This window comes from Promicromonospora sp. NPDC090134 (assembly GCF_044746965.1).
GTDB lineage: Bacteria > Actinomycetota > Actinomycetes > Actinomycetales > Cellulomonadaceae > Promicromonospora.
The window spans coordinates 302868-316727 of record NZ_JBIVCZ010000002.1; the positions used below are offsets into that span (position 1 = coordinate 302868).

The 13860-nt window shown below is 73.4% G+C and carries 15 protein-coding genes and 1 riboswitch; of the genes, 12 read left to right on the plus strand and 3 right to left on the minus strand.

Annotation, left to right across the window (positions count from 1 at the left end):
• Positions 1–83: 83 nt before the first annotated feature.
• Entirely contained in the window at positions 84–662 is a 579-nt protein-coding gene (locus ACIPN7_RS07795; protein WP_400539745.1) for a hypothetical protein, read from the plus strand.
• Between the two features lie 37 nt (positions 663–699).
• Here the strand turns inward: ACIPN7_RS07795 and ACIPN7_RS07800 are convergent, their stop codons facing one another.
• Positions 700–1788 (minus strand): GNAT family N-acetyltransferase, encoded by a 1089-nt coding sequence (locus ACIPN7_RS07800; protein WP_400539747.1) that lies wholly within the window; start codon positions 1786–1788, stop codon positions 700–702.
• 29 nt (positions 1789–1817) lie between these two features.
• Here ACIPN7_RS07800 and ACIPN7_RS07805 point away from each other — a divergent pair, with 29 nt between their 5' ends.
• The 9 genes from ACIPN7_RS07805 to ACIPN7_RS07845 all read left to right on the plus strand — a co-directional run bounded on the left by ACIPN7_RS07805 (position 1818) and on the right by ACIPN7_RS07845 (position 10692).
• Positions 1818–2333 (plus strand): MarR family winged helix-turn-helix transcriptional regulator, encoded by a 516-nt coding sequence (locus tag ACIPN7_RS07805; protein WP_400539749.1) that lies wholly within the window; start codon positions 1818–1820, stop codon positions 2331–2333.
• Between the two features lie 77 nt (positions 2334–2410).
• Positions 2411–3433 carry a proline racemase family protein gene (locus ACIPN7_RS07810; RefSeq protein ID WP_400539751.1) on the plus strand — a complete coding sequence of 341 codons (1023 nt, stop codon included), beginning with the start codon at positions 2411–2413 and terminating at the stop codon, positions 3431–3433.
• Positions 3430–4416: an ornithine cyclodeaminase family protein gene (locus ACIPN7_RS07815; RefSeq protein WP_400539753.1), complete on the plus strand. Its 987-nt coding sequence runs from the start codon at positions 3430–3432 to the stop codon at positions 4414–4416. Before ACIPN7_RS07810 ends, ACIPN7_RS07815 begins: the two co-directional genes overlap by 4 nt.
• 22 nt (positions 4417–4438) lie before the next feature.
• Positions 4439–4753, plus strand: a complete 315-nt coding sequence (locus ACIPN7_RS07820) for a helix-turn-helix domain-containing protein (protein WP_400539754.1) — start codon at positions 4439–4441, stop codon at positions 4751–4753.
• A gap of 113 nt (positions 4754–4866) precedes the next feature.
• The gene (locus ACIPN7_RS07825; RefSeq protein WP_400539756.1) at positions 4867–6216 is read left to right on the plus strand and encodes an FAD-binding oxidoreductase; all 1350 of its coding nucleotides are present in this window, start codon (positions 4867–4869) and stop codon (positions 6214–6216) included.
• 194 nt (positions 6217–6410) lie between these two features.
• Positions 6411–6579, plus strand: a riboswitch (cyclic di-AMP (ydaO/yuaA leader).
• Position 6580: 1 nt separating this feature from the next.
• Entirely contained in the window at positions 6581–7420 is an 840-nt protein-coding gene (locus tag ACIPN7_RS07830) for a C40 family peptidase (RefSeq protein ID WP_400539758.1), read from the plus strand.
• A gap of 92 nt (positions 7421–7512) precedes the next feature.
• Positions 7513–8940: a purine-cytosine permease family protein gene (locus ACIPN7_RS07835; RefSeq protein ID WP_400539760.1), complete on the plus strand. Its 1428-nt coding sequence runs from the start codon at positions 7513–7515 to the stop codon at positions 8938–8940.
• Positions 8937–9533, plus strand: coding sequence for a cysteine hydrolase family protein (locus ACIPN7_RS07840; protein WP_400539762.1), 597 nt, complete (start codon positions 8937–8939; stop codon positions 9531–9533). The genes ACIPN7_RS07835 and ACIPN7_RS07840 overlap by 4 nt, the downstream gene beginning before the upstream one ends.
• A 265-nt stretch (positions 9534–9798) precedes the next feature.
• Complete coding sequence (locus ACIPN7_RS07845) at positions 9799–10692, plus strand: SMP-30/gluconolactonase/LRE family protein (RefSeq protein WP_400539764.1); 894 nt, start codon at positions 9799–9801, stop codon at positions 10690–10692.
• Here the strand turns inward: ACIPN7_RS07845 and ACIPN7_RS07850 are convergent.
• On the minus strand, positions 10676–11977 hold the full coding sequence (locus tag ACIPN7_RS07850) for an FAD-dependent monooxygenase (RefSeq protein WP_400539766.1): 1302 nt from the start codon (positions 11975–11977) through the stop codon (positions 10676–10678). The two genes, ACIPN7_RS07845 and ACIPN7_RS07850, sit on opposite strands and share 17 nt — an antisense overlap.
• A 157-nt stretch (positions 11978–12134) precedes the next feature.
• Here ACIPN7_RS07850 and ACIPN7_RS07855 point away from each other — a divergent pair, with 157 nt between their 5' ends.
• Together ACIPN7_RS07855 and ACIPN7_RS07860 are read left to right on the plus strand one after the other, a co-directional pair.
• Positions 12135–12686, plus strand: a complete 552-nt coding sequence (locus tag ACIPN7_RS07855; RefSeq protein WP_400539768.1) for a hypothetical protein — start codon at positions 12135–12137, stop codon at positions 12684–12686.
• 392 nt (positions 12687–13078) lie between these two features.
• The gene (locus ACIPN7_RS07860) at positions 13079–13234 is read left to right on the plus strand and encodes a hypothetical protein (protein WP_400539770.1); all 156 of its coding nucleotides are present in this window, start codon (positions 13079–13081) and stop codon (positions 13232–13234) included.
• A gap of 43 nt (positions 13235–13277) precedes the next feature.
• Here the strand turns inward: ACIPN7_RS07860 and ACIPN7_RS07865 are convergent, their stop codons facing one another.
• Positions 13278–13772 carry a YbaK/EbsC family protein gene (locus tag ACIPN7_RS07865; protein ID WP_400539772.1) on the minus strand — a complete coding sequence of 165 codons (495 nt, stop codon included), beginning with the start codon at positions 13770–13772 and terminating at the stop codon, positions 13278–13280.
• Positions 13773–13860: the final 88 nt, after the last annotated feature.

Here is a 13860-nt window from a genome sequence, read left to right on the forward strand (position 1 = left end):
TGCCGGCGAGGCGCCACTTCTGGCAGAAACTGCTGTGCTCAATTCCGGGCAAAACTCACCCGCACGTGGGTAGGCTCTGCGCCGTGATCCCCTCGGAGATGGTGTCGATCCTGTCGGTGGGGCTGCCCGCGCTCGGCGCCGTGGTGTCGGCGTTCGCGGCGTTCCTGGGCGTGGTGCCCGGCACGGACCGCAAGCTGCACCGGCTCGTCACCATCCACCGGGACATGCCGGCGGGCGAGGGCAGGGACGCCCTGGAGGACTCGATCAACGAGCTCGCGGTCCGCGCCGCGCGCCGTGCGGTCGGTACCCGAACCACCGCCAAGCAGCGACCACGCCGCAGGCTGGACGCCGGCAAGGTGATCGGCGCGATCATGATCGTCGGGGTCGGCGGCGGCATCGCCTGGGTGTTCTGGTGGCTCGGGTCGCTGGCGCCCTGGCCGTTCCTGCAGTGGACGCTGTGGGTCGTCGCGATCCTCGTGACCCTCTTCACGACGTTCGTCGTGACGCTCGACAACGTGTTCAAGGACGAGGACGGCGAGAAGAAGGACCGGTCCGCGAAGAAGGGCGCCGACACGAAGCAGAACGCCGACACGGAGGCGCCGGACACGACGGAGCCGGCGCCGGAGGACGTTCCGGCGCCGGCTCCCGCCGACGGGGTCTGAGCCCCGGCGCGATCTGAGCGTCCAGAGCGCGCCGCCCTCACGCCGCGACCGGCTCGGTGCCTCTCGCCACCGCCTTGACGAGGTGGGCCACCCCGGCGGACGTGGACTCGTGGTGGTATCCGGCCCGGCCGTAGAGGCGCAGGTTCCTGGTGCTCATGGCGCCGGTGAACAGCTCGAAGCGCTCCGTACCCTTCGGCGCCTGGTTCTCGGCCCAGGACAGGAGGTACCGGCCCAGCCCGCGACCCCGGTGGTCCGGCGCCACCATGAGCCGCCCGATCTCCCAGGTCGTTCCCCGGCTCTGCGCCCGCACGGCACCCACGATGCGCGCACCGTCGCGGACCACCCAGGTGGCCTGCTCGCGGATCCCCCGCAGGACGACGTCGAGCGGCTCGTGGAGCGCGTGGATGTCGAGGGTCGTGTTGGCCAGAGCCTCGTCGACCCAGCAGCACCGCTGGAGAACCAGCAGCTCGCCCGCGTCGACGTCCCGGGCCGGGGCGATGGTGAGCCCGGCCGGTCCCGCTCCGTCGACCCTGGTCCGCCCGGGGACGCGCAGGGCGTCCAGCAGCCCGGCGAGCTCGTGCAGCTCGTCGAGGATCCGCACGGCCGAGGCGTCACGCCGAGGGTCCGCGACAAGCCCCTCACCGGCGAAGCTGTCGGCGATACGCAGGTTCACCGTCGCGCTGACCGGCACCATGCCCAGCGTGACGGCGACGCTCTTGGCCATCTGGGCGGCGCGCGTGCCTGCTGACGTGTTGCCGTAGCTGACGAACGCGACAGGCTTGTGGGCCCACTCGGCGGACAGCGCGTCGAAAGCGTTCTTCAGGGCCGCCGGCATGGCGTGGTTGTACTCGGGCGTGCACACCACGAACGCGTCCGAGCCTTCGACCAGCTCGCTCCAGCGCCGGGTGTGCTCGTGCACGTAGCGCCCGGTCGACGGCTCCTCCGGCTCGTCGAGGAACGGCAGGCCGATCTCGGCCAGGTCCGCGACGGTGCACCGCACCTGGAGCTCGCTCGCGCGCCCGGCGACCGACGAGGTGAACCAGTCGGACACGACCGGCCCCCGCCGCCCCGGCCGGGTGCTCGGCACGATGACCAGGACGTTGCGCGATTTCGTTGACGTGTACATGAAATGACCGTAGAGGTAGGATCGTGGACATGTCAACGACCAGTTCGGCGCCCTACCCCGAGCACCGCGGCACGCGGCGCTGGCTGACCCCGGACGAGGAGGCGGCGTGGCGGGCGTTCCGCCGGATGCTCGTGGCCGTCACCGAGCGGACCGCGAAGGACCTCGCCGGCACCAGCCTGTCGCTGCCCGACTACGACGTGCTCAGCACGCTCGCGGAGCGGGACCACCACCGGTGGGGACTGCGGGACCTGGCGGCGAAGATGGAGTGGTCCCGCAGCCGTCTCTCGCACCAGATCAGCCGGATGCAGACCCGAGGTCTCGTCGACCGGCTGCCCGACGACGCCGACGGCCGCGGTGTGGTGCTCCAGCTCACGGAGGCCGGGTACGCGGCGCTGCGAGGGGCGACCGCCACGCATCTCGCGTCGGTACGGAACAGGTTCGTCGATCACCTCAGCCCCGACGAGCTCGAGACGATCCGGGGGCTGGCCATCCGGATCGCCGACGGCCGGGACGACCGCGCACCCGGCCAGGCCCTGAACTCGTGACGACGTCAGAGATCGCGCCGGCGACCCGGCGCGCAGGGCACGTGGACGGCCCCCGTCAGATGTCCGAGGATGGCGGCGTGATCACGCAGACCGTCGCCACCACCGACTACCACACGGCGGGTGAGCCGTTCCGGATCGTCGCGGAGCCGCCCGTGCCCCTGCCGGGTGACTCCGTGGCCGACCGCCGCACCCGCGCCCTGGCGAGCACCGAGGCCCAGGAGCTGCGGCGGCTGCTGTGCTCCGAGCCGCGCGGGCACGCCGACATGTACGGCGGGTTCATCGTGCCGCCGGACGACGACGGCGCCCACCTCGGCGTGCTCTTCTGGCACAAGGACGGGTTCTCCACCGCCTGCGGGCACGGCACCATCGCGCTGGGCGCCTGGGCCGTCGACACCGGCCTGGTGGCGGCGCCCGACGACGGCACGGCCGACGTCGTCGTGGACGTGCCGTCCGGCCGCGTCACGGCGCGCGTGCACCGGGCCGGCGGGCGCACGGTCGGCGTCGACTTCGTCAACGTGCCGAGCTACGTGCTGGCCCGCGACGTGCCCGTGCCCACCCAGCGCGGCACGGCGTCCGCGACCCTGACCTACGGCGGCGCGATCTACGCGAGCGTCGACGCGACGAGCCTCGGCCTGGCGGTGGAGCCGGCCTCCTACGCCGACCTCATCGCCGTGGGCCGCGAGATCAAGCAGGCGATCGACGCCGAGAGCCTGGCCGTCCACCCCACCGACCCGCGCCTGAGCGGTGTGTACGGGACGATCCTGTACGAGGAGCTGGGCGACGGCCCGGACGGGACGGTGCGCCAGCGCAACGTGACGATCTTCGCGGACGGCCAGGTCGACCGGTCGCCCTGCGGTTCGGGCACCTGCGCCCGGCTGGCCGTGCTGGCCGACGACGGCCGGGTCGGCGTCGGCGGCCCGGTGCTGGAGCACACCTCGATCGTCGGGTCCGCCTTCACGGGCGCCGTCGTCGGGACCACGAGGGTGGGCGACCTGTCCGCCGTGATCCCGCAGGTCACGGGCATGGCGTACCGCACGGGCGAGCACCGGTTCGTCGTCGACCCCGCCGACACCCTCGTACCCGGGTTCGTGCTGCGATGAGCGCGCCCCTCGTCCTGGACGCCGCGGCGGTGGCCGCCGCCTGCTCCCCCGCCGACGCGGTCGCCGCGCTGCGGGCCGCCCTCGCCGGCGGGCTCGACCCGGCCGCGGACCTGCCCCGCCAGGGGGTGTCCCTGGGGGCCGGCGAGCTCCTGCTCATGCCGTCGGACGGCGGCGGCCTGCGGCACGTCGGGATCAAGCTGGCCACGGTCGCGCCCGGCAACGCCGCCCTCGGCCTGCCCCGCATCCAGGGGTCGTACGTGCTGTTCGACGCCGCGACGCTCGGCGTCGTGGCCGCGCTGGACGGCATCGCGCTGACCACGCTGCGCACGCCCGCCGTGTCGGTCGCGGCGGTGCTGGACCGACTCCGCGACACCGCGGGCCCGGCCGGCGTTCCGGACCCGCCGAGCGCCACCGGCCCGCTCCAGGTCGCGGTCATCGGCGCGGGCCCGCAGGCGCACGGGCACGTCGCGACCCTCGCGGACACGCTGACCGGCCGGCCGGTCAACGTGACCCAGCTCGTCCGCGACCCGGCCCGTACGGCGGCGGCCGAGGGCGCGCGGATCGACGGCGCCCGGGTGATCCGGCTGGGCGGCCTGGCCTCCGACGACGCCCTGCGCGCCGCCGACGTCGTCGTGTGCGCGACGTCGGCCCGCGAGCCGCTGTTCGACGCCGCGCTGATCGCGGACCGCGCCGTCGTCGTCGCGGTGGGCTCGCACGAGCCGGACGCCCGGGAGCTGCCCGCCGGCCTGCTGGCGCACGCGACCGTCGTGGTCGAGGATCCGGGTGCCGCGCTGCGCGAGGCGGGCGACGTGGTGCTCGCGATCGCCGACGGCGCCCTGACGGCGGGCGACCTGGTGCCGATGCGCGACGTCGTCACGGGCGCCGTCCGCCCCGACCCCGCGCGGCCGCTCGTGTTCAAGAGCACGGGCATGTCGTGGGAGGACCTCGTGGTGGCCGAGGCGGTGCTGTCGGGCGCGCGCTGAGGCGCCCGAAACTCTGCGCGACGTGGTGGCGGCGCGCGGCGACGAGGTGGCCGGACCGCTGGCCCGGCCGGTCGACTACGACGCCGAGCACAGCGCCGGCCTGGTCGCGACGCTGCGGGCGTGGCTGGACGCGTTCGGGGACGTGACCGCGGCTGCCGCGGCGGAGTTCGTGCACCCCAACACGTTCCGGTACCGGCTGCGCCGGGTCGCCGAGGTGAGCGGGATCGACCTCGACGACCCGGAGGCCCGGTTCGGCGCGATGCTCCAGCTCCGGGTGATGCGGCCGGGCGAGCAGGGGCTTCGACTTCGACCTGATGGGCGAGCTGTGAGGCGCTGACCCGGCAACCGTGTGACCGGGGTCGCACGGTTGCCCTGTCACACCTTCCGGGGCTGGGGAGTCATGACTTCGTCCGGTGCGGCACGCCGCACCACCCCTGTGGAAGGAACGTCATGACCTCAGCACTCGACACCCTGCGCCGCGACTTCGGCGGCGACATCATCGAGCCGGGCGACGCCGACTACGAGTCGGCCGCGCGCTCGCGGCTGGTCGCGGGCAGCCCGGCCCACGTCCTGCGGCCCAAGACCGTGGGCGACGTGCAGGCGGCCGTCCGATTCGCCGCCGGCTCGGGCCTCGCCCTGTCGGTCCGCGGCGGCGGCCACGGCTTCCCGGGCTTCGGCACCAACGACGGCGGCATCGTGATCGACCTCTGCGAGCTCGCCGACATCGAGGTGGTCGACACCGAGCGCAACCTGGTGCGGATCGGCGGCGGCGCCACCTGGGGCCAGGTCGCGGACGCGCTGGCCCCGCACGACCTCGCGATCTCCTCGGGCGACACCCGGAGCGTCGGCGTCGGCGGCCTGACGCTGAGCGGCGGCATCGGCTGGAAGGTCCGCCGGTACGGGCTGGCCCTGGACAACGTCGTGGCCGCCCAGGTGGTCACCGCCGACGGCGCGGTCGTGACCGCGAGCGCCGACGAGCACCCGGACCTGTTCTGGGCGATCCGTGGCGGCGGCGGCAACTTCGGCGTCGTGACGTCGTTCGACTTCGCGGCGCACCGCACCACGCGCGTCTTCTTCGGCAAGGTCTCGTTCCCCGCGGCCGAGGCCGCGACCGTGCTCCAGGGCTGGGCGGACTACCTGCGCACCGCGCCGGAGGAGCTCACGTCCATCGCCAACCTCGCCAACCCGTTCGCAGGCGGGCCGGAGGCCCCGGTGGAGATCCACGTGGCCTTCGACGGCGACGACCCGGACGCCGCGGCCCGCGCGCTGGAGCCCCTCCGCGCGCTCGGGACGGTCGTCGCGGACGACGTCGAGCTGATGGCCTACGCGGACGTCCTGGTGGAGGGCGCGACGCCGCCGCCCGGCATCCACGTGGTGGCCCACGACGGCCTCGTGGACCGGGAGTCGGTCGCGGAGACCCTGCGGATCCTCACCGAGGCCGGCACGTCGCCGGGTGCGCCGTCGATCTCGATCCGGAGCCTCGGCGGCGCGATGTCCCGGGTGCCGGGCGATGCCACCGCCTACGCCCACCGGGGCGCGGAACTCATGGTCACGACCTTCGCCGGGGGCCCGGCACCCGTGATCGAGGCCGCGCGGCCGGTGCTGGACGGGCTCTGGGGCCGGCTCGCTCCGTATCTCAGCGGGGCGTACGCGAACTTCCTCACGACAGCGGATGAGACGGACGTCACAGACGTCTACCCGAAGTCGACCTACGAGCGGCTCGCGTCGGTCAAGCGGCGGTACGACCCGGACAACCTGTTCGCCCGCAACCACAATGTGCGACCTGGACAGATGTCCTAGTCGGGACCTTCGGCCCGGTGGGCGCCGTCCTCGATCCGGACGGCGCCCACCGCATTAGCGCAGGTCGGACATTCCGGTCAATAGCTCCAGCGCGGGCCGGGATGTCCGTAACGCGATCGTGACTTTCGCGCTGAGGCGGGCTACGGTCGGTCCCGCTCACGGGGAATTCCGTGGGCACTCGTGGTGGACGCCGAGCCCTGTCACCGCCGCGAGATCTGCTCTGAACAGATGACAGGGACGGGGGAACCAAGTACGTGGGCACCGCGAGGTGCCCTTGGGGTGAAGCCGCACCAGCACGACGCGGCCGGGTCATTCTCCGATCCGAATCCGACAGCTCACCTCGTAGGCGCCGGGAGAAAATGCTGTGACCACACGCATGCCCGGGCGCCATCGTGCTGCCCACCCACCCATCACCCCGCTGACACCCATCTCGCGCGCCGCTGCCCGCGGCATCTCCGCAACCGCCCGCCGTGGCGCGGTCGTCGCCGCCGGATCGGGTCTGCTCGTCTCGCTCCTCGCCATCCCGGCCAACGCCGCCCCGGCGAACGACCCCAGCACGAACACGGCCGAGCTCGAGGCCGTGCGTGACGTCGTCCAGGACGCCGCGCAGAAGCCGACCGACGTCGAGGTGGCCACCGCCGCCCTGACCACGGCGAAGGTGGACACCGCCCCCGCCGTGAAGGTCGCCGCCGACAGCGAGTTCGCGCTGGAGTCCGGCACCATCAAGGTGACGCCGGCCCCCGAGCCGGAGCCCGAGCCCGAGCCGGAGCCGGAGCCCGAGCCCGTCGTCGAGGCCGAGCCCGCCGCGGCCGAGCCTGCGGCGGCCCCCGCCGCCGAGGAGCCCGAGGAGAAGGCTGCCCCGGCCGCCACCTCCGGGTCCAAGATCGTCGACATCGCCATGCAGTACCTCGGCGTCCCCTACGTCTGGGCCGGTGCGACCCCCGCCGGGTTCGACTGCTCGGGCTTCACGTCCTACGTCTACGCCCAGGTCGGCATCACCCTGCCGCACTCCTCGGCGGAGCAGCGCTACTCCGGCACCGAGGTCTCGGTCGCCGACGCGCTGCCGGGCGACATCATCTGGTCCCCGGGCCACGTCGCCATCTACGCGGGCGACGGCATGCAGATCGAGGCGCCGGTCCCCGGACAGACCGTCCGGTACACCGAGATCTGGCAGGACAACCCGGTCTACCTCCGGATCGGCTGACACACCCGGGTCGGCTCCGTCCGACACCGGTTCACGAAGGGCCCGCACCAGGACGGTGCGGGCCCTTCGTGCGTCGTGGCAGGATCACCACCATGAGCAGCGCGCCCACGAGCGTCGAGACCAATGCCCTGAACACCATCGACGAGGCCGAACGGCGCGGTTCGCCGCGCAACCTGTTCTGGCCGTGGTTCGGGGCCAACGTCTCGGTGCTCGGGCTCGGGTACGGCTCCTACCTGTTGGGGTTCGCCGTGTCGTTCTGGCAGGCGGTCGTGGTCGGCACCATCGGCATCGTGGTGTCGTTCCTGTTCTGCGGGTTCATCTCCCTGGCCGGCAAGCGCGGGTCGGCGCCCACCATGGTGCTGTCCCGGGCCGCGTTCGGCGTGCGGGGCAACAAGCTGCCGTCGCTGCTGTCGTGGATCCTCACGGTCGGCTGGGAGACGGTGCTCGTCGCGCTGGCGACGCTCGCGACCTCGACCGTGCTCGGCACGCTCGGCTGGGGCGGCGGCACGGTCACCAAGGTCGTGGCCCTCGTGGTGGTGGCGGGCATCGTGGTGGTCGCGGGCGTCTTCGGGTTCGACCTCGTCATGCGGCTCCAGGTCGTCATCACGGTGCTGACCGCCGTGCTCACCGTCGTCTACATCGTGCTGGTGCTCGACCACATCGACTGGGCCACGGTCGCCGCCATCCCCGCCGGAGGCAGCCCGCAGGTGATCGGCGGGCTCGTGTTCATGATGACCGGCTTCGGGCTGGGCTGGGTCAACATGGCCGCCGACTACTCGCGCTACCTGCCGCGCTCCGCCTCGGGGCGCGGCATCGTCGGGTGGACCACGCTGGGCGCCTCGCTGGCCCCCGTCGTGCTGCTCGTGTTCGGCCTGCTGCTCGCCGGCTCCGACCCCGTGCTCAACGAGGCGATCGGCGCCGACCCGATCGGGGCGCTGTCCACGATCCTGCCCACCTGGTTCCTCATCCCGTTCATCGTGGTCGCCCTCGCCGGGCTGATCGGCGGCGCCGCCCTCGACATCTACTCCTCCGGGCTCGCGCTGCTCTCCCTGGGGCTGCCCGCGCCGCGCTGGGTGGCCGCCGCGATCGACGGCGCCCTCATGGTCGTCGGCGCGATCTACGTCGTCTTCGTCGCCGACTCCTTCATCGGCCCCTTCCAGGGCTTCCTCATCACCCTCGGCGTGCCGGTCGCCGCGTGGTGCGGCGTGCTGCTCGCCGACATCCTGCTGCGCCGCCGTGACTACGCCGACGCCGACCTGTACGACGCCGACGGCCGCTACGGGTCCGTGAACTGGGCCGCCGTGCTGCTCGTCGTGGTCGGAACGGGCATCGGCTGGGGCCTGGTGACCAACACCTACGCGCCCTGGCTGCAGTGGCAGGGCTACCTGCTCGGTCCCCTCGGCGGGGTGGACGGGAACTGGGCATTCGCGAACCTCGGGGTGCTGGTGGCCCTGACCCTCGGGTTCGTGGGGACGCTCCTGCTGAGCTCCCGCGCGGTGCGCCGGCAGGAGGAGCGGTGAGCGGCGGTTCGGACGCCGTCGGGCCGGACGCCGCCGATGTCGGGCCGGACGCCGCCCTGGTCGTGATCGACATGCAGGACGTGTTCGCCGTCCCGCCCAGCCCCTGGGCCTCCCCCGACTACCCGCGCGCGCTCGCCGGGACGCGGCGCCTGCTCCCCGCGTTCGCCGGGCGCACCGTCCTGACGCGCTACGTCGCCCCCGGCGTGCCCGACGGCGCCTGGCGCGCCTACTTCGACCAGTGGCCGTTCGCGCTCGTGCCCGAGGACGACCCGCTGTACGAGATCACCGACCTCGCCGACGTCGTCGCCGCCGGCGCACCCGTCGTCACGCGCACCACGTTCGGCAAGTGGGGCCCGGAGCTGGCGGCCGCCACCGGAGACGCCGGCACGCTGGTGCTGGCGGGCGTGGCCACCGACTGCTGCGTGATCTCCACCGCCCTGGCGGCCGCCGACGCGGGCCGCCGGGTCCTGGTCGTCGAGGACGCCTGCGCGGGCTCGACGCCGGAGAACCACGAACGCGCCCTGGAGATCATGCGGCTGTACGCGCCGCTGATCGAGGTCACGACGGCGGCCGAGGTGCTCGGAGCCGGCTGACGTCCGCCGTCGGGCCTGCGCGGTGTAGGGCCTGCGCGCCGCCGTTCGGGCCTCGCCGAGGCAGACAGCACTGTTCGAGGGGTGGCCGGGTGCGCTGAACTTCGTTCGGCCGGCACCCGCGATCTCCGGCTGTGCTGGACTGTCCAGCCAGGATGAACTCTTCGGGGCCAGCCCGAACGCGATGAAGCCGACCCGGCCACCCCCGGATCTCATGCACGTCACCGCCCACCCCCACAGGTGAGCAACCGGACAAAGGAGTACACACGTGACGCTGGACAGGATTCGCGCCCGGTGGGAGCGACACGACGAGCGGTTCGCGCCCGTCCGCGGCGACACGTTCGCCGAGGTGCTCTTCGACGAGGGCAGCTGGCTCGAGGGCCCGGCGTACTCGCCCGCCTGGCGCACGCTGCTGTTCAGCGACATCCCGAACGACCGGGTCCTCGCGTGGGACGGGGCCACGGGCGGCGTCGGCGTCTGGCGCAGCCCCGGCGGCCACGCCAACGGCCGGACCGTCGACCGCGCGGGCCGGATGCTCCAGTGCGAGCACGGCACCCGGTCGGTCACGCGCACCGAGCCCGACGGCACCGTCACCACGCTGGCCGACCGCTGGCAGGACAAGCGCCTGAACAGCCCGAACGACCTGGTCGAGCACAGCGGCGGGAGCGTGTGGTTCACCGACCCGACCTACGGGATCCAGAGCGACTACGAGGGCTTCGCCGCCGTGCCCGAGGCCGGCGGCACCCACGTCTACCGCCGGGACCCGGACGGCTCGGTCGCCCGGGTCGCCGACGACTTCGCCGGACCCAACGGCCTGGCCTTCTCCGCCGACGAGCGGACCCTCTACATCGCGGACAGCGAGCGCAAGCACCTGCGGCGCTTCGACGTCGCACCGGACCTGACCCTGTCCGGCGGCGAGGTGCTCGCGACCTGCGACGCCGGCACCTTCGACGGCGTCCGGGTCGACGACGGCGGCCGGATCTGGGCGGCCGCGCACGACGGCCTGCACTGCATCGACCCGGACGGCACACTGCTGGGCAAGCTGCTGCTGCCCGAGGTCTGCTCGAACCTCACGTTCGGCGGGGTCAAGCGCAACGTGCTGTTCGTGACGGCGACCAACCTGCTGCTCTCGATCCGGGTGACGGTCACGGGGCTGCGCTGACCCGCCCGGCCGCGCCGGGCGCCCGGCCGGCCAGCTCGTCCGCCAGGGCCGCCAGGAACGTCCGGTCGCCCAGCCGGACGGCGAACTCGGCGCGCCGCGCCGTCACGTCGTCGCCCGGCGCGAGCAGGCCCTCCTGGGCGGCGCCGTGCTCCACGGTCCGCAACGCCTGGGCGCGCCGGACGGCGTCGTACTGGTCGAGTGCCGCCTCGGCGGCTCCTCCGACCGCGTCCGCCACCCGGCGCGCCAGGTCGGCGGCGTCGAGCAGCCCGGCGTTGAGCGACGGCGCGCCGTAGCCGGTGAACACGTGGGCCGCGTCGCCGGCAAGGAAGACCCGGCCGGCGCGGAACGTCGCGGCGACCCGCGCGTTCCTGCTGTTCGTCCGGCGCAGCTGGTGCGGGCCGGGGCCGCGCGGCGGCTCGACGTCGACGGGCCGGCCGACGACCCGTGCGACGCTCTCGCGCATCTCGCCGATGGTCATCGGGACGTCGTCGTCCGGCGCGGCCCCGCCCCACTCCAGGGTGCTGATCGTCGTCAGCCCCGTGCCGAACGAGCCGAAGGTGAGCACACCCCGCGCCGTCCGGTGGGGCACGAACGCCCGCAGACCGGACCCGCCGGGCATCCGCAGGGCGCCGCCCGGCGTGAGCTCGTACCGCGGGATCGTGACGTGCGCGATGCGCGACACCGCCCCGTCGAGCGTCACGCCAGGAAGGTCGATGCCGGCGCTCTTGCGTACCGTGCTGTGCGCGCCGTCGCACCCGACGAGGTAGGCGGCCGAGAGCCGGTCCGTCCCGTCCGGGGTGACGATCTCGACCTGCACCCCGTCCGCGTGCTGGGTGGAGGACCGCAGCTCGTGGCCCCGCCGCACGACCGCCCCCTGTTCGCGCGCGTACCGCTCCAGGGTGAGCTCGAGGGTGCGCTGCGGCACCGGGAGCACGTGGACCGCGTGGTCGCGCACGCGATGCAGGGGCAGGCGGAAGCCCGCGTAGGCGAAGACCGGCGCCGGACGCGGGTGCCGTCCGAGGTTCCGTGTGCCGACCCGGTGCAGCAGGCCGCGCAGGCTGCGGTCGTGCCCGGCGAGCTCCCGGTAGACCCCGCGCTCGTCGAGCAGCCGGACGGCGTCGCCCACCACACCGTTCGCGCGCGGCAGCCGATCCGGTTCGAGCGCGCGCTCGACCACCGTGACGCCCACCCCCCGGGCGGCCAGCTCACCGGCCAGGAAGAGGCCGGTCGGTCCGGCCCCGATCACGACGACGTCGGTGGCGATGCTGCGCGCGGGTGAGTCCATGACGCCTCCAGGTGGCGAGGGTGTGCCGGTTCGAGGTGTCAACCATGGTTGACAGCGGGCCTGTTTGTCAACCCTGGTTGACACACAGGAGGTCGGGTCCATTTCGGAGCAAAACGGGCGCGTTGTTCGCTAGCGTTGCGCCGGGAGGTGGTCCGGGATGCTGAACCTGGAGTTCGCTCGTGACCTGGTGTTCACCGCGGTGCTGTTCGGCACGGTCACCTTCGTGTGGGCCGGGTGGGCGCAGGAGCGGCCGCCGGCCGGCGTCGTCTGGCGGGTCGTTCTCGGCGCGCTCGGCGCCGGCGGCCTGGTGCTGCTCGGCCTCGGCCTGCCGACGCTGATCCGCAGCTGGGGCACGCCTACTGCGATGTCCTCGGGAAGCCTCGCGGTGATCGCCTACATCGTGGTGTTCTGGCTGGAGGTCGCCGTCATCGCCGGGCTCGCGATCTTCTACGCGCGCACCGACCGGCAGCATCTGCTGGCGCCGACCGTGCTCATCGTCGTCGGCACCCACTTCGCGCCGCTGGCCCTCGTGTTCGAGCAGCCCATCCTGATGCTCGCGGCCGTCCTCATCACTGTGGCGGGCGTCGTGAGCCTGTTCCTGCCCAGCCGGGTCGCGGCCCCGAGCTTCTGGTGCGGCATCCTGGCGTCCCCGGTGTTCCTGGTGCTGGGCACGATCTCGCTCGTCGCAGGCCGGAGTGCGCTCGGCTGACAGCCGCAGTGTCAGTGGCTCCCGGCAGACTGCCGCCATGACAGTTCTCTTCGACGGCTGGCTCTCGGTCCACTACGGCTACTTCTCCGTCGCCCCGGACGGCGAGTTCGTCGAGGACCTGATCGCCGCCCGGCGCGACCAAAGGAACGGCCTGCTGGGCGCCCGGGAACCGCACCGGCTCGGAGGAATCACCGGGCTGCACACGGGCGAGGTGGCGTTCCGCGTCGAGTGGACCGAGACGGAACCGCCGATCGGCGCCGCCTGGGAGGACGTCGTCGAAGCCTCGGTCGACGTCCGCGCCGGAGCGTACTCACTCGACACGTTCAACGAGTGCCACCCGCTGCGGATCCCCGCGCACCGGGTGGCACCGGGCCAGGTACAACCTGCACGCGATGGACGCGGGCCACGACATGGACACGCCCGGCGACGACCAGACGGCTCCGGACTCCTACCTGCTCCAGCTCTGGCCGGCGCCGCCGACCGCGGACGCGATCCTTCAGCAGGTCAGCGAGAACGCCGCCTACTGGCACACGGTCCCGGCGAGATGAGCGACGTCCACCCGTCCGGCGAACGGGGCCTGAGCGGGCGGCGTCAGTTCTCCGGCGTGACCGCCGTCGGGGTGCCGCCCGTGATGCGGACCAGCTCGTCGAACGTCGTCGGGAAGACCGTCTTGGCGTGCCCCGCCGCCGCCCACACCTCGTCGTACGCGCCGAGCGCGGTGTCGATGTAGGTGCGCACGGGCGCCGGGTGGCCCACGGGCGCGACGCCGCCGATGACCTGGCCCGTCGCCTCGCGGACCTGCTCCTTCGACGCGCGCGTGACGGTGGCGCCCACCTGCTCGCCCAGCCAGGCGGTGTCCACGCGGTGGGCCCCGGAGGTGAGCACGAGGGTGGGCGTGCCGTCGAACAGGAACACCAGGGAGTTGGCGATCTGGCCGACGCCGATGCCGAGGAACTCGGCGGCCAGCGCGGCGGTCGTCGCGGCGTCGTCCAGCCAGCGGACCTGGCCGGTGGCGCCCGCCTCGGCGAGTGCTGCGGTGACCTTCTCGACGGCGGGGTGGATCGGTGCGGGCACGGAGTTCGACATGCGTCGATCCTAGGCACCCGACCCACAACCCCCCACCTCTTTGCGCCCACGGGCACGAAGGTGCGCTTCTACCCAGCCATTGGGCCCG

Excerpts from the sequence above, each read along its gene's own strand:
- ACIPN7_RS07800 (WP_400539747.1), bottom strand. The coding sequence starts at position 1,788 with ATGTACACGTCAACGAAATCGCGCAACGTCCTGGTCATCGTGCCGAGC.
- ACIPN7_RS07805 (WP_400539749.1), top strand. The coding sequence starts at position 1,818 with ATGTCAACGACCAGTTCGGCGCCCTACCCCGAGCACCGCGGCACGCGG.
- ACIPN7_RS07815 (WP_400539753.1), top strand. The coding sequence starts at position 3,430 with ATGAGCGCGCCCCTCGTCCTGGACGCCGCGGCGGTGGCCGCCGCCTGC.
- ACIPN7_RS07825 (WP_400539756.1), top strand. The coding sequence starts at position 4,867 with ATGACCTCAGCACTCGACACCCTGCGCCGCGACTTCGGCGGCGACATC.
- ACIPN7_RS07835 (WP_400539760.1), top strand. The coding sequence starts at position 7,513 with ATGAGCAGCGCGCCCACGAGCGTCGAGACCAATGCCCTGAACACCATC.
- ACIPN7_RS07850 (WP_400539766.1), bottom strand. The coding sequence starts at position 11,977 with ATGGACTCACCCGCGCGCAGCATCGCCACCGACGTCGTCGTGATCGGG.
- ACIPN7_RS07855 (WP_400539768.1), top strand. The coding sequence starts at position 12,135 with ATGCTGAACCTGGAGTTCGCTCGTGACCTGGTGTTCACCGCGGTGCTG.
- ACIPN7_RS07860 (WP_400539770.1), top strand. The coding sequence starts at position 13,079 with ATGGACGCGGGCCACGACATGGACACGCCCGGCGACGACCAGACGGCT.
- ACIPN7_RS07865 (WP_400539772.1), bottom strand. The coding sequence starts at position 13,772 with ATGTCGAACTCCGTGCCCGCACCGATCCACCCCGCCGTCGAGAAGGTC.